General features: G+C 43.7%; 17 protein-coding genes and 1 pseudogene. 15 read left to right on the top strand and 3 right to left on the bottom strand.

Annotated elements, in window-relative coordinates; genetic code table 11:
- The first annotated feature begins 283 nt into the window (after positions 1–283).
- The 6 genes from FTU72_RS03430 to rdgB all read left to right on the top strand — a co-directional run bounded on the left by FTU72_RS03430 (position 284) and on the right by rdgB (position 7947).
- Positions 284–2602 carry a TonB-dependent siderophore receptor gene (locus FTU72_RS03430; RefSeq protein ID WP_179992404.1) on the top strand — a complete coding sequence of 773 codons (2319 nt, stop codon included), beginning with the start codon at positions 284–286 and terminating at the stop codon, positions 2600–2602.
- A gap of 464 nt (positions 2603–3066) precedes the next feature.
- On the top strand, positions 3067–4764 hold the full coding sequence (gene leuA / locus FTU72_RS03425) for a 2-isopropylmalate synthase (RefSeq protein WP_034704399.1): 1698 nt from the start codon (positions 3067–3069) through the stop codon (positions 4762–4764).
- Positions 4765–4876: 112 nt separating this feature from the next.
- The gene (locus tag FTU72_RS03420) at positions 4877–6037 is read left to right on the top strand and encodes a homoserine O-acetyltransferase (RefSeq protein ID WP_034704397.1); all 1161 of its coding nucleotides are present in this window, start codon (positions 4877–4879) and stop codon (positions 6035–6037) included.
- Entirely contained in the window at positions 6037–6630 is a 594-nt protein-coding gene (gene metW, locus FTU72_RS03415) for a methionine biosynthesis protein MetW (protein WP_004781976.1), read from the top strand. The genes FTU72_RS03420 and metW overlap by 1 nt, the downstream gene beginning before the upstream one ends.
- A complete protein-coding gene (locus FTU72_RS03410) occupies positions 6627–7217 on the top strand; it encodes a tetratricopeptide repeat protein (RefSeq protein WP_166136288.1) in 591 nt (196 codons plus the stop codon). Before metW ends, FTU72_RS03410 begins: the two co-directional genes overlap by 4 nt.
- Positions 7218–7320: 103 nt before the next feature.
- Positions 7321–7947 (top strand): RdgB/HAM1 family non-canonical purine NTP pyrophosphatase, encoded by a 627-nt coding sequence (gene rdgB, locus FTU72_RS03405; RefSeq protein WP_179992405.1) that lies wholly within the window; start codon positions 7321–7323, stop codon positions 7945–7947.
- Between the two features lie 166 nt (positions 7948–8113).
- Here the strand turns inward: rdgB and FTU72_RS03400 are convergent, their stop codons facing one another.
- Positions 8114–8995 carry a permease gene (locus FTU72_RS03400; protein WP_159123603.1) on the bottom strand — a complete coding sequence of 294 codons (882 nt, stop codon included), beginning with the start codon at positions 8993–8995 and terminating at the stop codon, positions 8114–8116.
- Positions 8996–9181: 186 nt separating this feature from the next.
- Here FTU72_RS03400 and FTU72_RS03395 point away from each other — a divergent pair, with 186 nt between their 5' ends.
- From FTU72_RS03395 to FTU72_RS03380, 4 genes are all read left to right on the top strand, one after another.
- Complete coding sequence (locus tag FTU72_RS03395; protein ID WP_159123604.1) at positions 9182–9400, top strand: Sec-independent protein translocase subunit TatA; 219 nt, start codon at positions 9182–9184, stop codon at positions 9398–9400.
- A 9-nt stretch (positions 9401–9409) separates the two neighbouring features.
- Entirely contained in the window at positions 9410–9832 is a 423-nt protein-coding gene (gene tatB / locus FTU72_RS03390) for a Sec-independent protein translocase protein TatB (RefSeq protein WP_179992406.1), read from the top strand.
- Positions 9829–10608: a twin-arginine translocase subunit TatC gene (gene tatC, locus FTU72_RS03385; protein WP_179992407.1), complete on the top strand. Its 780-nt coding sequence runs from the start codon at positions 9829–9831 to the stop codon at positions 10606–10608. The genes tatB and tatC overlap by 4 nt, the downstream gene beginning before the upstream one ends.
- Before the next feature lie 187 nt (positions 10609–10795).
- A complete protein-coding gene (locus FTU72_RS03380) occupies positions 10796–13024 on the top strand; it encodes a PhoX family phosphatase (RefSeq protein WP_159123607.1) in 2229 nt (742 codons plus the stop codon).
- A 34-nt stretch (positions 13025–13058) separates the two neighbouring features.
- On the opposite strand, the gene FTU72_RS03375 is transcribed toward FTU72_RS03380, so the two are convergent.
- The gene (locus FTU72_RS03375; RefSeq protein ID WP_180052447.1) at positions 13059–13850 is read right to left on the bottom strand and encodes an NRDE family protein; all 792 of its coding nucleotides are present in this window, start codon (positions 13848–13850) and stop codon (positions 13059–13061) included.
- 93 nt (positions 13851–13943) lie between these two features.
- On the opposite strand from FTU72_RS03375, the gene lgt reads away from it, so the two are divergent.
- From lgt to FTU72_RS03360, 3 genes are all read left to right on the top strand, one after another.
- The gene (lgt, locus tag FTU72_RS03370; RefSeq protein WP_180052446.1) at positions 13944–14756 is read left to right on the top strand and encodes a prolipoprotein diacylglyceryl transferase; all 813 of its coding nucleotides are present in this window, start codon (positions 13944–13946) and stop codon (positions 14754–14756) included.
- An 89-nt stretch (positions 14757–14845) separates the two neighbouring features.
- A complete protein-coding gene (locus tag FTU72_RS03365; RefSeq protein ID WP_159123610.1) occupies positions 14846–15238 on the top strand; it encodes a hypothetical protein in 393 nt (130 codons plus the stop codon).
- Positions 15231–15617: a hypothetical protein gene (locus FTU72_RS03360; protein ID WP_180052445.1), complete on the top strand. Its 387-nt coding sequence runs from the start codon at positions 15231–15233 to the stop codon at positions 15615–15617. The genes FTU72_RS03365 and FTU72_RS03360 overlap by 8 nt, the downstream gene beginning before the upstream one ends.
- A 49-nt stretch (positions 15618–15666) precedes the next feature.
- On the opposite strand, the gene FTU72_RS03355 is transcribed toward FTU72_RS03360, so the two are convergent.
- The gene (locus tag FTU72_RS03355; protein ID WP_166136276.1) at positions 15667–16212 is read right to left on the bottom strand and encodes a CHAP domain-containing protein; all 546 of its coding nucleotides are present in this window, start codon (positions 16210–16212) and stop codon (positions 15667–15669) included.
- Between the two features lie 388 nt (positions 16213–16600).
- On the opposite strand from FTU72_RS03355, the gene FTU72_RS03350 reads away from it, so the two are divergent.
- Positions 16601–17092 carry a lipocalin family protein gene (locus FTU72_RS03350; protein WP_166136273.1) on the top strand — a complete coding sequence of 164 codons (492 nt, stop codon included), beginning with the start codon at positions 16601–16603 and terminating at the stop codon, positions 17090–17092.
- A gap of 170 nt (positions 17093–17262) precedes the next feature.
- Positions 17263–17865: pseudogene (gene thyA, locus FTU72_RS03345) on the top strand (thymidylate synthase); the annotation flags it as partial.
- Positions 17866–17957 lie beyond the last annotated feature (92 nt).

Genomic DNA, 17957 nt, shown 5'->3' with positions numbered 1-17957 from the left:
AATTAGTTAAATATCTTACCCTTAACTCCTTGAAGCGTCTTTAAAGGCAATTCAACATAGCTTTATATATCAATAGCTATTATCAATAAAAACCAAATAAGATCCATATTTAATCAATCTATATTAAAAACATGGTTTTAATTCTCAGTTCGCACTCTAGTCTATCTATTTTTTAAATTGATTAAATTTTGTTCATTGCCAATATCAATGCAAGAAGGATAGCAACGATAACAATAATAATTATTATTTGCGAATCCAAACTTAAAAATAAAAAAGAATGATTATGAGCTATATAAAATCTCGTAAAAAAATAGTTTCTTCAGCCATCGTTTCTTCCCTTTCTTTTGCATCTGCACACACGATTGCACAGGAAAATGTGGTGCAGCTTGAGACCATTCATCAGGAAGTACAAGCTAAACCCGTGCCGGGTCTAAAAGTCGATCAGTCAGCCAATAGCAAGTTTGTTGCGCCACTCCTGGACACGCCAAAGTCTGTGGTCGTGATTCCCCAACAACTGATTGAAGATACGCAGGTCACTACGCTGGCTGATGCTTTGCGTACCGTACCAGGTATTACTTTAGGGGCAGGTGAAGGCGGCAATCCGAATGGGGACCGGCCTTTTATTCGAGGCTATAACTCGGAAAGTTCGATGTACGTCGATGGCGTGCGAAATTCGACTTCACAAAACCGGGAAATGTTTGCCATTGAGCAGGTCGAAGTTACCAAAGGTTCTGCTTCTGCCATGGGCGGTGCGGGCACTACGGGTGGCAGTATTAATATGATCTCCAAAGTAGCGAAAAAGGGAGATGCACTGGAAGGCTCTGTTGCGGGTGGTACAGATATGTATGCCCGTATCACTTTGGATGCTAACAAGGACTTCGGCAATGGCATGGCGGCTCGTGTCGCGGTCATGGGTCACCAGAATGAAAAAGCCGGTCAACATGACGGTGCTGAATATAAACGTGCTGGTATTGCACCCAGCTTCAGTTTCGGCCTGGACAGCGCAACGCGTGGAACTTTAAGTTATTACTATCTGAAAACTGATGATATTCCAGATTCCGGCATTCCCTATAACAATCCATTTGCAGCGACCAATGCCAATGCCGCTTTAAATGGCAATGGGAAACCAATTGATGCCAAAGCTGGTCAATACTATGGCTGGAAAGATCGTGATTTCCAGAAACAGGAAAACCAGATTGGTACCTTTAAATTGGAACATGACCTGAATGACAATCTGACCCTGAGTAATACAGCGGTATTTAACCGTTCCAAAAATGACTATCTCTGGACCAACCCCGATGATTCACGCGGAAACTTCATTTTGAATGGCAATGTCTGGGCACGGGCCAATTCACGTATCGCAAATACCGATACCTTTACTGACCTACTGGCTTTAACAGGCAAATTTGATACTGGTGCTATTCAACACAGCTTTAACCTGGGTGCAGAATATTCAGATCAGGATACTGAACGTACCCAATATATTATTAATGGTCTGAATGCTACTGGAAGCTCTTTTGCGGCCTGTGGTACTCCTGCCAATGTGGCCTTAGGCTGGTGTACTTCTGTAGACAATCCAGACCGGGGTGCGTGGACGGAGACACTTAATACAGATGGTGCGGACCGTTATGATATCGAGACCAAATCAAAATCGATCTACTTACTGGACAGTATCGAATTGCATCCGCAATGGATTCTGGATCTGGGCATACGTTGGGATGATTATAAAACCCAGCAAACCTTAACCTATGGACGATTCAATAATGCGGTGACAGGTGCAAACAATACGCCGATTACCGCCGTTCCAGGTGATCAGCTGACCCTCGAAAATGAAGAAGACTTTTTTAATTATCAGGCGGGTCTGGTCTTTAAGCCAAGAGAAAATGGCAGTATTTATATCAGCTATGCCACTTCCTCGAATCCGGTCGGTATCGATGGTGGTGATGGCTCTGAAAGTATTAGCGCAGCTATTGAAAATCTAAAAGCTGAAAAAGTCCGCACCATGGAACTGGGAACTAAATGGGATCTTCTGGAAGATAAACTGAATCTGACGGCAGCCATTTTCCGTACTGAAAAGACCAATACCCGCGCCACCGATGCTGATGGCACCACCCGTAATATTGGTGAGACCCGTGTCGATGGGATTGAGCTGGGTATCAATGGAAATATTACTGAGAAATGGGCAATTTCCGCAGGCTATACCTATTTGGATAGTGAACTGATTGATGGTGGCTTTGAAAATATTGGAACCACGGCCGAACCGGTTTATGTTCCAAGCACAAACAATGGCAATCGGGTTCAGAACGTAGCAGAAAACAGTGCAACTCTATGGATGACCTATCAGGTCATACCTCAACTAACATTGGGTACCGGTGCTGTGGCAATGGATAAAGTTTATGGCAATGCCGCCAATACCAAATTTATTCCCGGTTATGTGCGTTACGATGCCATGGCACGTTATCAGGTGAACCCCAATGTGGATCTACAGCTAAATATCAATAACCTGTCCGATACACGTTATTTTAGCAAAGCCTATTCTTCCCACTATGCTACAGAAGCAGAAGGCATCAGTGCCGTTTTAGGCCTGCATTTTAAATACTGATCTGAGCAATCTTCATGATATTAAGGGCTAGTCTGGATTCATCAAACTAGCCTTTATTTTTTGATATGAAAGATTTCATGTATGCATTGCTTAAGAACTTCCAACAAAGCTATTATATAAAGAAATATTTTAGCCTTATCGCTTAATTACAGGAAAATCCAACAAGATTAAAATAGATTATAGAAATATTTCTCCAATTAATAACTTTATAAGAAAATCTTTTTTAAGATACGACTAAAATCCATAGAAAAAGCAAAAACTTTTCACGTTTTCTGGACTAAAATTTAATTATAGGTTCACCATGCAGGTGTCTGGTTGATCCTGATGATCAAAACTTAAAAAATACAGGATTGATCTAATTTATCCTCACCTGCCTGTAAACGAATATATAGACAAAATCTATGCTGTAGACCGAGCAACTGCTACACCAAGCGAGTATGCCAGGCTACCTAAGGAGCTCTCTCATGATGTTGGCTGATCCAAGTAAAAAATACCGTCGCATGTATCAACGTGTGGACTTACCAGACCGTCAATGGCCAAATAATGAAATTACTAAAGCGCCAATCTGGATGAGTACTGACCTGCGTGATGGTAACCAGGCGATCTTCGAGCCAATGAACATCGAGCAGAAGTTCAAAATGTTCCAGATGTTGGTAAAAATCGGTTTCAAACATATTGAAATCGGCTTCCCGTCTGCCTCTCAAATTGATTTCGACTTCACTCGTAAATTGATTGAAGAAGGTCATATTCCGGATGACGTCTACATCGAAGTATTGGTTCAGGCACGTGACCATTTAATTGCACGTACTTTTGAATCTTTACAAGGTGCGAAACGCGCAATCGTGCATATCTACAACTCTAACTCTCCAACCTTCCGTCAAAAAGTGTTGAACGTAGACGTTGAAGGTGCAAAACAGTTAGCGATAAATGCAGCGCAAAAAGTGAAAGAATACGCAGCAAAACAGCCTGAAACTGAATTTGTCTTCCAGTACAGTCCTGAATGTTTCTCTGCAACTGAATTAGAAGTTGCCAAAGATGTCTGCGACGCTGTGACTGAAATCTGGGAAGCATCTCCAGAAAACAAAGTGATCTTGAACTTGCCAGCCACTGTCGAAGTCTCTACACCAAACGTATATGCCGATCAGGTGGAATGGATGCACCGTAACATCGAGCGTCGTGACGGCGTGATCATTTCAGTTCACTGCCATAATGACCGTGGCTGTGGGATCGCAGCGTCTGAATTAGCAATTATGGCCGGTGCTGACCGTGTTGAAGGTTGTGTATTCGGTAATGGTGAGCGTACCGGTAACGTGGACGTAGCGGCAATTGCCTTGAACATGTATACCCAGGGTGTTGCACCAAACTTGGATTTCTCGAATATCAACGAAATCATTGCGACTGTTGAAGAATGTACGGGCTTGCCAGTCCACCCACGTCATCCATATGCGGGTGACTTGGTGTTCACAGCATTCTCTGGTTCACACCAGGATGCCATCAAAAAAGGTTTCGAATTCCAGAAAAACGAAGAAATCTGGGATATGCCGTACTTGCCGATCGATCCGAAAGACTTGGGCCGTGACTATGACGCTGTCATTCGCGTGAACTCACAGTCTGGTAAAGGTGGTATCGCTTACTTGTTAGAATCGAACTACAACGTGACCTTGCCACGTCGTTTACAGATCGAATTCTCGCAAATCGTACAGCAAAAAACCGATGAAGATGGTACTGAGATTTCCGCACAAGCGATCTGGAGCTTGTTCAAAGAGACGTATGTTGCCGCGAAAGATGCTCATTACTCTGCCAAAAACTATAAATTGTCAGATGAAAATGGCAATCAGGTGATTGAGTTGGATATTGAAGTCAATGGTGAAACTCAGCACTTGCGTGGTGAAGGTAACGGTCCGATCTCTGCGATCTTGGATGCATTACAATTGCCGATTGATGTCTTGAACTATGAAGAACGTAGCATCAGTTCAGGTGCACATGCCAAAGCCTTGGCATTGGTTGAACTTCAAGTAAAAGGCACAGGTAAATCTGCCTTTGGTGCGGGCGTGCATGACAACATCGTGACCTCTTCGATTGAAGCAATTATTGCATGTACCAACCGTCTGATCGATCAGGATGTGTTAAGCACTGAACAGGTGATTGCTGCTGCCGTCTAAATCCGGTATTTGAATTAGCAATAATTCATAGCATTAAAAAGACTTTAGAAGGATACCTGCAAATGGTATCCTTTTATTTATTCATACTAAAGATTTAAGGCGAATCATTCCCGTGTCTTTTCCAGCTGACTCAGTGGGCCTTGTTGTCCCACAAAAGTTCCAATTCGAACAGCCGTTAGAGCTTGAATGCGGTCGCATCCTCCCACGTTTTGAACTGATGGTAGAAACTTATGGCGAACTGAATGCCGATAAGTCCAATGCCATTTTGATCTGCCATGCCCTGTCTGGCCATCACCATGCTGCCGGTTATCATCATGAAGATGACAAAAAACCAGGCTGGTGGGATGCCTGTATTGGCCCGGGCAAGGCAATCGATACCAATAAATTCTTTGTGGTGGCGCTGAATAATATCGGCGGTTGTAATGGTTCTACTGGTCCTACCTCTCCTAATCCCGAAAATGATAACCGTCCATATGGTCCAGACTTTCCGCTAGTCACTGTGCGTGACTGGGTAAAAACACAGGCGATGCTGTCTGACCGTCTGGGGATTGATGTGTGGTATTCCATCATTGGCGGCTCACTCGGGGGCATGCAGGCCTTGCAATGGTCGGTAGATTATCCGGACCGTCTGCAAAAATGTGTGATTATTGCCAGCGCACCAAAACTGTCTGCACAAAATATTGCCTTTAACGAAGTCGCGCGTCAGTCGATTCTGTCAGATCCGGACTTCCATCATGGCCGTTATCTAGAAAATGACAGCTATCCAAAACGTGGCCTGATTCTGGCACGTATGGTCGGTCATATTACCTATCTGTCTGAAGAAGCCATGAAGCAGAAATTTGGCCGTGATTTAAAATCTGGCAAATTCATGTATGGCTTCGATGTAGAATTCCAGGTCGAAAGCTATCTGCGTTACCAGGGTGAACAGTTTAGCCGTAACTTTGATGCCAACACTTACCTGATCATGACCAAGGCACTGGACTACTTTGATCCTTCACGTGAATATCAGCAGTCACTGGTCAAAGCGATGGCACAAACCAAATGTAAGTTCCTAGTAGTTTCTTTCACGACCGATTGGCGTTTCTCGCCTTCACGTTCTGTTGAAATCGTGGATGCCCTCATTACCAATCATAAGCCGGTCAGCTATGTCGATATTGATGCTGAACAAGGCCATGACTCCTTCCTGTTCCCGATTCCCCTGTATGTAAAATCCTTGCGCGCCTTTCTAGGCGGTGAAGAACATCTGCGATCAACACCGAAGGAGGCTGTGTAATGCGTATTGACCAACAACTTGCTGAGAAATGGATCAAGCCCGGTTCACGTATCCTCGACCTCGGTTGTGGTGATGGCGAACTGCTGGCCCATATGAGCAAAAAGCACAATATTCGTGCATATGGATTAGAAATTGATCAAGAAAAGATTGCAATTGCGATCAGTCGCGGGTTAAATATCATCCAGCAGGACTTAAACCTCGGTTTAAGCCGTTTTGCTGACCAGTCTTTTGACTATGTGGTGATGGCACAAGCTTTGCAAGCTGTAGATGCACCAGACGTATTATTGCGTGACATGGTGCGTGTAGGGAAACAGGCCATTATTACCTTTCCAAACTTTGCGCACTGGAAGACTCGTTCTTTCTTGGCATTAAAAGGGAAAATGCCGGTTTCGGAAGCCTTACCCTATATGTGGTATAACACCCCGAACATTCACCTATGTACCTTCCGTGACTTTGAAGCATTATGCGCGGAAAACAACATAAAAATTATTAATCGACTCGCTGTGAATGGGAATCAAGAAGATAGTTTGCTGAGCAAACATCTCCCAAATCTATTTGGTGAAGTCGCAATTTATCGAGTGAGCGCTCTATGAAAAAATTATTATTAAGTACGACGCTACTGGCTGGACTTTTTGGCATGCAGGCCCATGCCGATTACGTTGCACCAACGCCTTCTGTGGCCAGCCAAGCAGCGCAATATTCAGTAATGGACATTCATAGTCTGACTAAAGCGGCTAAAGCAGGTCAGCCTGGTGCACAATTTTATTTAGCAACAAAATACCAGTATGGTAAAGACATTCAGAAAGATGAACGTCAGGCTTTTGCCTGGTATAAAGCAGCAGCAGATCAAGGTCTGGCAGTGGCTCAATTGAATGTAGGCCGTATGCTGGCAGATGGTATTGGCACCAAGAAAGATGAAACACTGGCTCGCCAGTACTTTGAAAAAGCAGCCAGCCGCGGTGATAATCGTGCCAGCTTTAACCTGGCGATGATGGAAGAGAAAAAGAAAAACTATATGGGTGCTTATCAGTGGTATGAACTCTCTACCCGTGACGGCATGCTGGACAATAAAGTGATTACTTTATCTGAAGGCAAAAAAACTGCATTGGCAGCCAACTTGACCCAGGAACAGATCCGTCAAGCACGTGATCGTGCAGACCGTTGGATTCAGGCACAATAAGCTGGATCTGCAAAAGAGCGCCTTCGGGTGCTTTTTTTATGGCCTAAAAACTGCAGCAAGTTGCTACACTACATATATGTAATTTGAAAGATGAGTAATTGATATGGCTTCAACTGACTGGTTATCCCAAGGCACACTGGTACTGGCAAGTAATAATAAAGGCAAGATTGCAGAATTTGAAAAGATGTTTGCAGAACTCAAACTTCCAGTTGAAGTTATTCCTCAAGGTAAGCTGAATATTGAAGACGCAATTGAAGATGGTTTGAGCTTTGTTGAAAATGCCATTATCAAGGCACGTCATGCCTCACGTATTTCTGGCAAACCTGCGATTGCTGATGATTCAGGGATTTGTGTACCAGTTCTGGGCGGTGCACCTGGGATCTACTCGGCACGTTATGCGGGTGAACATGGTGATGATGCAGCGAACAACGAAAAATTACTGGCTGACCTGAAACCACTGCGTAAAGACGGTGAACCGATTGAAGGCATGTTTGTGTGTGTACTGGCCTTAGTTCAACATGCCGAAGACCCATTACCACAAATCTTCCAGGGCATCTGGAAAGGTGAGATCTTGGAAGCAGCCCGTGGTGAAAATGGCTTTGGCTATGATCCGCTGTTCTGGTTACCTGAACTGGGTATTGCGAGTGCGGAAATGAGCAAGGAAGAAAAAAATAAAATCAGCCATCGTGGTCAGGCGATGAAACTGTTTAAGGCGAGTTTGGAAAAATAAATCTAATTCCTAAAGGAGTCCTCCCTCCTTTTAGGAGGGAGTTAGAGGGAGGCCATTTCCTCACCCTTGGGGAGAAGGAGCCCCTCCCTTTTTCAAAGGGAGGTTGGGAGGGATTTAAATAGTAAATTACCTCTCCCTAACCCTCTCCTACAAGGAGAGGGAACTTTCATAACGTTGGCACCACCGCATGTACCACCATCCCATACACCCCAATCAAAATTGCACTCGCAATCGTTCCTGAGGCAATATATTTCGCTGAATAACCTGTGCCCTGATAATGGGTTTCCAGTGCCACAATATTGGCTGCTGGCGGTAATAAAAAGAACATCAGCATGACGGCATACGTTAGAGTAAACTGTGGAATCGGCAAATAAAAATAAGCTGCACCACACAGTAACACCGCAAACAATCCCCGACTAAAAATTAGTTGTAGACTGCGCATTAAATCGAAGCGGCTGATCCGTACATTGCTTAGCCACATTCCTAGCACACACATGCCACTAAAAGTCACCAGCACTTTATTGGCTTGATACAGCATCTCTACCCAAGCCACTTGTTGCCAGTGACTCAAATCCCAAAATGACAATAAAGCTGCCATCGACAAAGCCACCACTGGCGGTGAGAGCAACACATTTTTTAAAATATAACGCGCGTCTTGTCTGGCTTCACTGACTGCCATGACTGCACAGACATTGCCAAACAAAGAACCACCAATGTACAGCGCCACCACGGTACTGGTCGCTTGTGGACCAAAAACGGCCAAGGCAAAAGGAATCCCCAGCCATGCACCATTTAAATAGCTCAGACATAAGGCACGCAGTTTATTTTTAAGGATGCAATAAAATACGGCAAAAAACAGGCAGGAACAAAAGAAGCTAAAGCTGATCAGCCACAAACTGCCTTCCTGGTAGAACACCATGTTGTAAATAATCAGCACCGGAATCAGGACCCGGGCCAGTAAAGCCGCCAAGAAAGGCCGAATCGGTTTTAAATATTGCACGCCCCAATAACCGGTCAGAAAAGACAGGAGCGGAAGAATCAAGGCCATGACAGTACTGCTGGGATTTCTATATCAGGCCATATGCTAGCACAGCATGGTTTTAATCGAATCGTAGATTTTTTGATATGAGCTATTCATCGCACTGATGCTGTGTCGGCAAACTGTCATTAAAGCGTCACTGCATTGTCATACAAGCCTGCTGAGATAGGTGCATGAAATATGGAGGATAAAATAATGGCAGGATTATCAATTTGGCATGTGCTGATTTTTGCAATTGTGGTGATTTTATTGTTTGGCACATCGAAACTGAAAAATCTGGGTAAAGATGTTGGCGGCGCAATTAAAGACTTTAAAAAATCGGTCAAAGATGAAGAAGCTGAACAGGCCAAGTTAGCAGAGCCACGCATCATCGAGGCACAAGTCAAAACCCCTGAAACCTCGATCAAGAGTTAAGAGTTCGCTATGCTCAATATCGGAATGACCGAGCTGCTGATTTTCGGGATTATTGCGCTTTTAGTCCTTGGGCCAGAGAAACTTCCTGAGGCAGTACGTTTTGTCGGAACATGGTACGGCAAGATCAAGCGTATGGTGAGCAATGTTCAGAATGATCTTGATCGTGAATTACGTCTGTCTGAGCTACGCGAACAAATGCAGGCTGAAATGCAGCGGATTCAGCAACTCGAAGCCAAGATGCAGGCACAAATGGCAGATTTACAGCAGCCGATCGCAACTGAGAAATCAAAAGCAAAGCCTCAGCCTGTTCAGGTATCGGTCAGCTATCAGCCGATCGTAGAGCCTGTATCCCCTGTGTATCTACCTAAACCGGCAATAACACAAGCTGCGATTTCCGAACAACGCTATACAGAAATGAAGGTGGCTGTATGACATCCTTACCGACCACACCAGCCTCAAATGATGCTGCAGTGGTAAATCTTGAAGAGATGCCAATTACCCAGCATTTGGTGGTATTAAGAAAGCATCTGTTTAAAGTAGTTGCTGTCCTGATTGGCCTGTTTTTCTGTTTATTACCCTTTGCCAATCAGACTTACCAGTGGCTGTCTGAACCGCTGCGTGCACAGCTACCCGCAAGCTCGACCATGATTGCCACTGATGTGACGGCAACCTTCATGGCACCGTTTAAGCTGAACTTTTTTGTGGCACTGATGATCGCGATGCCGTTCATCTTGTACCAGCTCTGGACCTTTATTAAGCCGGCGCTGTATGCCAAAGAAAAGAGTCTGGCTTTACCACTTCTGATCGGCAGTATCGTGCTGTTTTATACTGGCATCAGCTTTGCATACTTTGTAACATTGCCCTCGATTCTGCATTTTTTTATCAGTGTTTCGCCTGAAACCGTAGCCCCAATGACCGACATCAACAGTTATCTCAGCTTCTGTTTAAAGCTGTTTCTGGTCTTTGGTTTTACCTTTGAAATCCCGATTATTACCTTGGTTCTGATCTTGATTGGAGTGGTTTCAACCCAGACGCTGGTCGAAAAACGCCGCTTTATTATCGTTGGCTGTTTCTTTGTAGCTATGTTCGTGACTCCACCCGATGCCTTGTCGATGATCATGTTGGCCATCCCCATGTGGTTACTGTTTGAACTGGGTTTACTGGCAGGAAAACTGATCGAAAAACGCCGTTTAACCGATCAACAATAACAAGAACCCAAAAACAAAAAGAATGTATTTCACTCAGGCAGCCTTGGCTGTCTTTTTGTTTACATTTACACCAATATATTGATTTATTTAATTTTATTGAAATATAGACTTAACCATTTTGTCATACTTTAGGTCTAATTTATTTCTGACTTAATGAAAAGCAAGCCTTTCACCAGGATCAGAAAAAATGACAGATTATTTAGATTTTAATGATGATTATGACAGCAACAATTCGGGGAATGCAGAGTTCACTCAACTTTTGCAAAAAAATATTAACCGCCGTGAATTGATCAAAAAAACAGCTGGTGGTGCAGTTGCCTTAACTTTAGCAGCTTCTTTAACCGGTTGTAGTGATGACGATGATGAACCAAATAACTCAGACAATCCTACTCCACCATCAACTGAACCAGATTTAACAGCGAAACCAAGCTCGCTAAAATTTAAGGCAGTCGAGAAAAATACTTTAGAACAATTTTCGGTGCCTGAAGGCTACGATTTCAAAATCTTGCACGCTGTAGGCGATCCTCTGAATTCAAGCCTGCCAGTTTGGGATGAAAACAATATTCCAAGTGGTATTTCATATGAGCGTCGTGTTGGTGATAACCATGACGGCATGACCTTTTTCGGTATGAATGCCGCTAAGCAAAATTATGATGCAACAGTATCTGATCAAGGTCTGTTGGTCATGAACCATGAATATTTGCAACGTGGTGATCTACACCCTCGCGGCAATGCTTTTGATCCAAAAGATATTACTGAAGATGAAGCGCTTCGTGAAATATACGCGCATGGTGTTTCAATTGTTCATTTGAAAAAAGACCCAGTCACTCAAGCTGTTAGTGTGAATCTGGACTCACCATTTAACCGTCGTATTACTGCAGCAAGTGAAATCGAATTTAGAGGCCCTGTAAAAAACCATGCCTTGGTACAGACAGCATTTAGCCCAACTGGCTTGATCACACGCGGTACGATTAATAATTGTGGTAATGGTTATACTCCGTGGGGTACTTACCTCACCACTGAAGAAAATTTTAATCAGTACATCGCGCGTCAAACAGAAGATGATGCTGGGGATGTACGTGACGCCATGACTGAACATGCCATCTCTCGCTATAAAGTGAGCAATAAGGCAAGTGGTTATAACTGGCAGAGTATTACAACTCCAACACTTTCATCTGTAGATATGTTCAGCCGTTGGAACACTGCTGCTTTAGCGAACACAGCTCAAGAAGATTATCGAAATACAATCAATACCTTTGGCTGGATCGTGGAAATTGATCCATTCGATAACCGCAGTCGCCCAGTAAAACGTACCGCATTGGGTCGTTTTGCGCATGAAGATTGCCGTGTTAGCCGTGCGATTGAAGGTAAGCCACTTGCATTCTATATGGGTGATGACTCTCAGGGCGAATACATCTATAAGTTTGTATCAGCAACCAATTGGAATCCAAGTGATATCAATGGTGGCTATGCAGCTGGTGATAAATACATGGACCACGGTAAGTTCTATGTCGCCAAGTTTGATTTTAATGAAGCTACGGGTGAAGCGCGTGGTGAATGGCTTGAACTGTCCATGAATAACCCGAAAATTACTAGTTATGAAAAGTATCAGTTTAAAGATCAGGCCGATATCTTGGTACATGCACGTCTAGCTGCCGATGCAGCGGGCGCGACCAAAATGGACCGTCCAGAATGGGTTGCCGTAAATCCTGAAAATGGTGAAGTTTATGTAACTTTAACCAATAACTCGCAACGCGGTACCGGCCATGCCATTGATGCAGCCAACCCACGTCAGTACTCGGACGATGATGATACGACTAATCGCTTGCGCGGTAACATCAACGGCCATATCATCCGCTTCCGTGAAGATCAGGATGATGTCAGCTCGACTGGCTTCACTTGGGATATTTTCCTGTTTGGTGCAGAAGCAGATTCGATTCCTGGGGTTAACCTGTCAGGCTTGACCGATGACAATGACTTCTCTAGTCCAGATGGCATGTGGTTCGATCCACGTGGCGTACTGTGGATTCAAACCGATGATGGTGCTTATACAGATACCACGAACTGTATGATGCTGGCTGCTTTACCAGGTCAAATTGGTGATGGTAGTGTAGCTACAGCTACTGCAGGTGCCGGTACTCAGAAAACACCACTTGGCACTCAACTAGATGACTCCAAGTTACGTCGTTTCTTGGTCGGTCCAGCAGATTGTGAAATTACGGGTGTGACCATGACACCAGACTACAAAGCAATTTTTGTGAATGTTCAGCATCCGGGTGGTACTTGGCCATCAAACCAGCCTGCAAATTTAATCAGTACAGGCAAAGGCTCTCGCCCTCGTTCGGCTACAGTGGTTATTACCCGTAAAGATGGGGGAATCATTGCAGGTGAAGCCTTAGAAACGACTCAAGCTTAATTCTCAAGCAACTTCAAAACAAGGCTGACCTATGTCAGCCTTGTTTTTTGTCCAATGGAATAATTTTTTCAATCACCTGTCCTACATTTTCACCCTGCTGTGATTTTTCTAGCCAGCACCATTTATCATTGGTCATTCTCAAAAAATTAGAACAGCGGGTGCCATAGGCTGGGCTTTGAATAAATGTCGAAGACAGCAGATGTTCCATTTCCACCGAAATCCCTGTTTCAGGTAACAGTTCAGGAATCACTTTACGTTCATCTTCCAGAATATCCCACACGGCATAAGACAGATCAGCTTCCGAAACTACCTGTTGTTGCAGCATCGGTAAAAATTCCTGGGTAAAGCGTTTGCGTAAATGTCGGGTCTTGTACCAGTCTTCACTCATCAGGCCATTGGAAACCACATATACCCCTTGCGCCAACACTTGCGGTGCTTCACCACGGTTGCTCATATAGACCGCCTGCTCTCGATCACCAACAAACAGGTTAAAGCCTGCATAGTTACATTGCTTTTTTTCCAGTTCTTGGGCAAACCGGATAGGTTTCAATTCAGATTCCAGAAAATGCTGAATGATATGTCCACGTGAAGTTGGGTAGTTATTCTTGTCATTACCATCCCTGAAATTGGTAATCACTGCCCATCGTCCTGAAGCAGTTATACCCATCCAGGTACCACCAGACTGCAGATCCTGCCCGGCAATAATCGGACTGTTCTCCCATTCATATAATGCCTGTGTTGGACGTTGATAGAACTCATCACGATTTGAAATCAGACATAAAGGCGTTTCATCCAGAACTCGCCAAGCCAGTGCCACAATACACATAATTGATGCTCTCGATCTTTACACATTGAATGTACAACAATTTTCTTCGCTTTCAGCTAAAATCTGTGCAAAACAGAATCACAAGGAACAGGAATGCTCACCTATCCAAACATAGATCCCGTTGCAATTTCGCTCGGGCCTTTGCAAGTCCACTGGTATGGACTGATGTATCTCTTGGCTTTTTTATTTGCCTGGGGACTGGCGACTTATCGCGCTAAACAACGCGGCTGGACACCAGATATGGTCTCGGATCTGATTTTCTTTGGGGCTTTGGGTGTGATTATCGGTGGCCGGGTCGGTTACGTTTTATTCTACGGTTTTTCTCAGTTTTTGGAAAATCCACTCTGGCTGTTCCATATCTGGACCGGTGGGATGAGTTTCCACGGCGGCTTCCTCGGCGTAATCCTGGCCATGTTGTGGTGGTGCAAGAAATATAAGATGGCCTGGTTCCAGACACTGGACTTTATTGCGCCCTGCGTTCCGACAGGCCTGATGTTTGGCCGAATTGGTAACTTTATTGGTGGTGAACTCTATGGTCGTCAAGTCACTGATCCAAATTTTGCCTTGGGCATGATTTTCCCAACCGATCCGCTGCAGCTGGTACGTCATCCCTCACAACTGTATCAGGCGCTCTGTGAAGGCTTGATTCTGTTTATCGTACTGTGGTGGTTTAGTAGCAAGCCACGTCCACGTATGGCAGTTTCTGCGGTATTCCTGACCGGCTATGGTCTAGCCCGTTTTATCGTCGAGTTCTTCCGTGAACCGGATAATGGTCAGCTATTTATTGGTTGGATGAGTAAAGGACAATTCCTGAGCCTGCCAATGATCCTGATTGGTCTGTGGATGTTGTGGTACGCTTATCAGAAGAAAATTTATGACTGGGGTCCACAGAAAAATAACGGATAATTTTCCTAAATATTGCGAGGCCTCTGCCTCGCTTTTTTATATTTAAAATATGCTAAAGTGCTTTTTATCTTTTCTGTTCATACATCATCATGCTTGAGTTCTGGTTCAATCCGCAGGTGTCGCTCCTGAAAAAACTGCTGTTCTTTGTTGTGATTGCTGCAATTGCCGTAGGTCTGTACTGGATGGAACCTTTGCCTTTAGATGCCATCCTGATGTTTGCTGGTACTGGAATTATTTTCCTGATTTGTCGTTACTGCAAAATTCATTTCGCAGCAAAAAATCCGACTGGCCTGTTCTATCGTGTCCTGACCTGGATTCCGATTGCCTTATTAATCAGCCTGATTTTTATGAACATGAAACAGGGTGAAATTCTGCTACCGGGCGCTCAGGGAATTGCCTTTATGGCTTTGGCGATCTGCCTGTTTTCGCCTCTGTCTTTGCTTAATCAGAACAAGTCGGATTCAGGTTCCCCACATGCTTGAGTTCTGGTACTCCGAACGCTGCAACCGTCAGCTCAAGCTCATCATTATTATTGCGGTATGTATCGTAATTTACATAGCATCGACTGTAGCGAAACTGGGTCCGATATTTGTTGGAATCAGTCTGGCGATTGGAATGCTGATACACGTCTTGCGTGAATTCAGATTAAAGCTTGCTCCTGAAAATCCTTATGCCGAAGGTTTTCGTGCTTTAACGATGGCGATTCCGATTGTGGCAGTAATTAGCCTGATCGGTTATTTACCTAAAACGGGTGAGATCTGGGAAACTATAGCGCTAGGTCTACAATGCTTGGGTTTTGTGGCGATTGGACTGTTTATCTTGTCGATTTATAATAAACGTGCGAAACGCTTCGAAGATTGAACCATTTCGCGACTTTCATTTTTAAGTTCTGAAATTTTCAGCGTCTGATTTAAAGATATGAATCTAGACGGTAATACGTATATTTCACATCGGAATTACGATAGACCGCATAGCCATTCTGTTTAAAATCAGAAACCCAGGCCGAACCAGAATATGCTGCAATATGACCATACTGATGCTGTGAAGTCCGGTCGATAATGTAGATATCACCTTTTTTCGGACGGTCAAAAGACAGGTTGATTTTTCGATAGCCTAATTGCTGGAGGGTATTGCCCCAGTCAGCTGCGGCAACAGGATGATTCACAATTTTTGCGCCTGAAGACTGCAAACCGACGCGAATACTGCGTGCACATTTCTGTGTACTAGTACTGCGGGTAATGCCTTGCAGGTAGCTGGTGAATTTTTCAATATCGAAACGCTGGCCGTTCATTGCACTAAAAGTCTTGCGAGATTCAGAGCTTTTGTTACGAGCTGACACAGAGGTATAGCGCTGAGGCTGACGTTTGGAATTTTGTCCCGATTGGGAACGAATTATGACGTTCGCTTGAACAGGAGCATGCACTTCGCTCATATTCACTTGATGATCATAAATCATATTGGACCAAGTACTCCTCGCCTGTAAGTTTGGCTTTCAAATCTTCAACACGCGGTGAATACTAGACGGTTAAATGTTACTTTTCACGTTAAAAATGTAAATATATTTTTCCGCATTTGTTTAATTTTACTTAACTTGTTATTTCTTTTAGATTTATAAAATTTACAATTTTCACAAAAAAGTTATAAATTCACTACTTTTCAAATTAATTAGCAGTTCTGCTCAGACTATTTCTAAATCAATATTTGAGCGCCTTTCTGACTAAATCTGTAATTTTACTCACGATAATAAAGTCAACATTTCACTACAGGATTACATCATTCCGGTTAACAACTCTCGTATTAGACTGATTTAGTAAATTTAAATTGAGATGATGAGGAAGAAAAATATGAGTCATGATGTAAAGACTATTTCAAATTTCAATTTAGAACAATATTTAGGGATCTGGTACGAAATTGCTCGTCTGCCCATGAAACACCAGCCTGAAGACAGTACTGATATTTCCGCAGTCTACAGCCTGAATGAAAATGGCACAGTTCGCGTCCAGAACCGTTGTCTGGATGGTGCGGGCAAACTGGATGAATCCATTGGAGAAGCCACCATTGTGGATGCAGAACACGGCAAACTGGAAGTCAGTTTCTTGCCTGAAGGTTTGCGCTGGGTACCTTTTACCAAAGGGGATTACTGGATTCTCAAACTGGATGACAATTATGAAACTGCATTGGTTGGTGAGCCAAACATGAAATATCTATGGCTCCTGCATCGTAAGCCGACACTGGATGAAGCAACCAAACAGGAATATCTGGCCTATGCTAAATCTCTGGGTTATGACCTGTCTGATCTGATCCATACGGTACATACCGGTAAGCCAACAGCTTAAAAAAGATGATAAAAAAGCATCCATCATGGATGCTTTTTTATGCCCTTTTCTCTTATGTTTAATCATTTTCACTGCTATGCGGAAGTGCTCAAAAAAATGTTATGATGAGCGCAATTTTAAATTGCCCAATTCAAAGAAAAGCAATTTGCAACAGATTTTAAGAGAGACCTATGCGCCAATATCTTGACCTTTTACAACATATCCTCGACAACGGCGGCGATAAAGGCGACCGTACCGGCACAGGTACACGCTCGGTATTTGGTCATCAGATGCGCTTTGATCTTTCCAAGGGCTTCCCTTTACTCACCACTAAAAAAGTTCATTTCCGTTCGATCGTGATTGAACTGCTGTGGTTCCTGAAAGGTGATACCCATGTAAAGTATCTTCAGGACAATAAAGTCACCATCTGGGATGAATGGGCAACTGCAGAACAGACTGCACGTTTTGGCCGTCCGGAAGGTGAGCTTGGTCCAGTCTACGGCCATCAATGGCGTAATTTTGGTGCCACTCAAAATGCAGATGGCAGCTACAATCAGGATGGTTTTGACCAGATCAAATGGCTGATCAATGAAATCAAGACCAATCCGAATTCACGCCGTCTGATTGTGTCTGGCTGGAATCCAAATGAAGCGAGTCAGGTGGCTTTACCGCCTTGCCATACCCTGTTCCAGTTCTTTGTACATAATGGCAAATTGTCTTGCCAGCTTTATCAACGCAGTGCTGACGTTTTCCTTTTATACCCCCATATTAATAATGCACAGTATGCTGAACTAGTTGCTTAAAATAAGATTCATACAAGAATTACCAAATCCCAAATAAAACTAAAATAAAATGCCAGTATCCCTTCAATAACTTTTAACCTTTC

This window comes from Acinetobacter sp. YH12137 (genome assembly GCF_013418535.1).
In the GTDB taxonomy this organism is placed as follows: domain Bacteria; phylum Pseudomonadota; class Gammaproteobacteria; order Pseudomonadales; family Moraxellaceae; genus Acinetobacter.
This window is presented reverse-complemented; position numbering and strand designations above follow the sequence as displayed.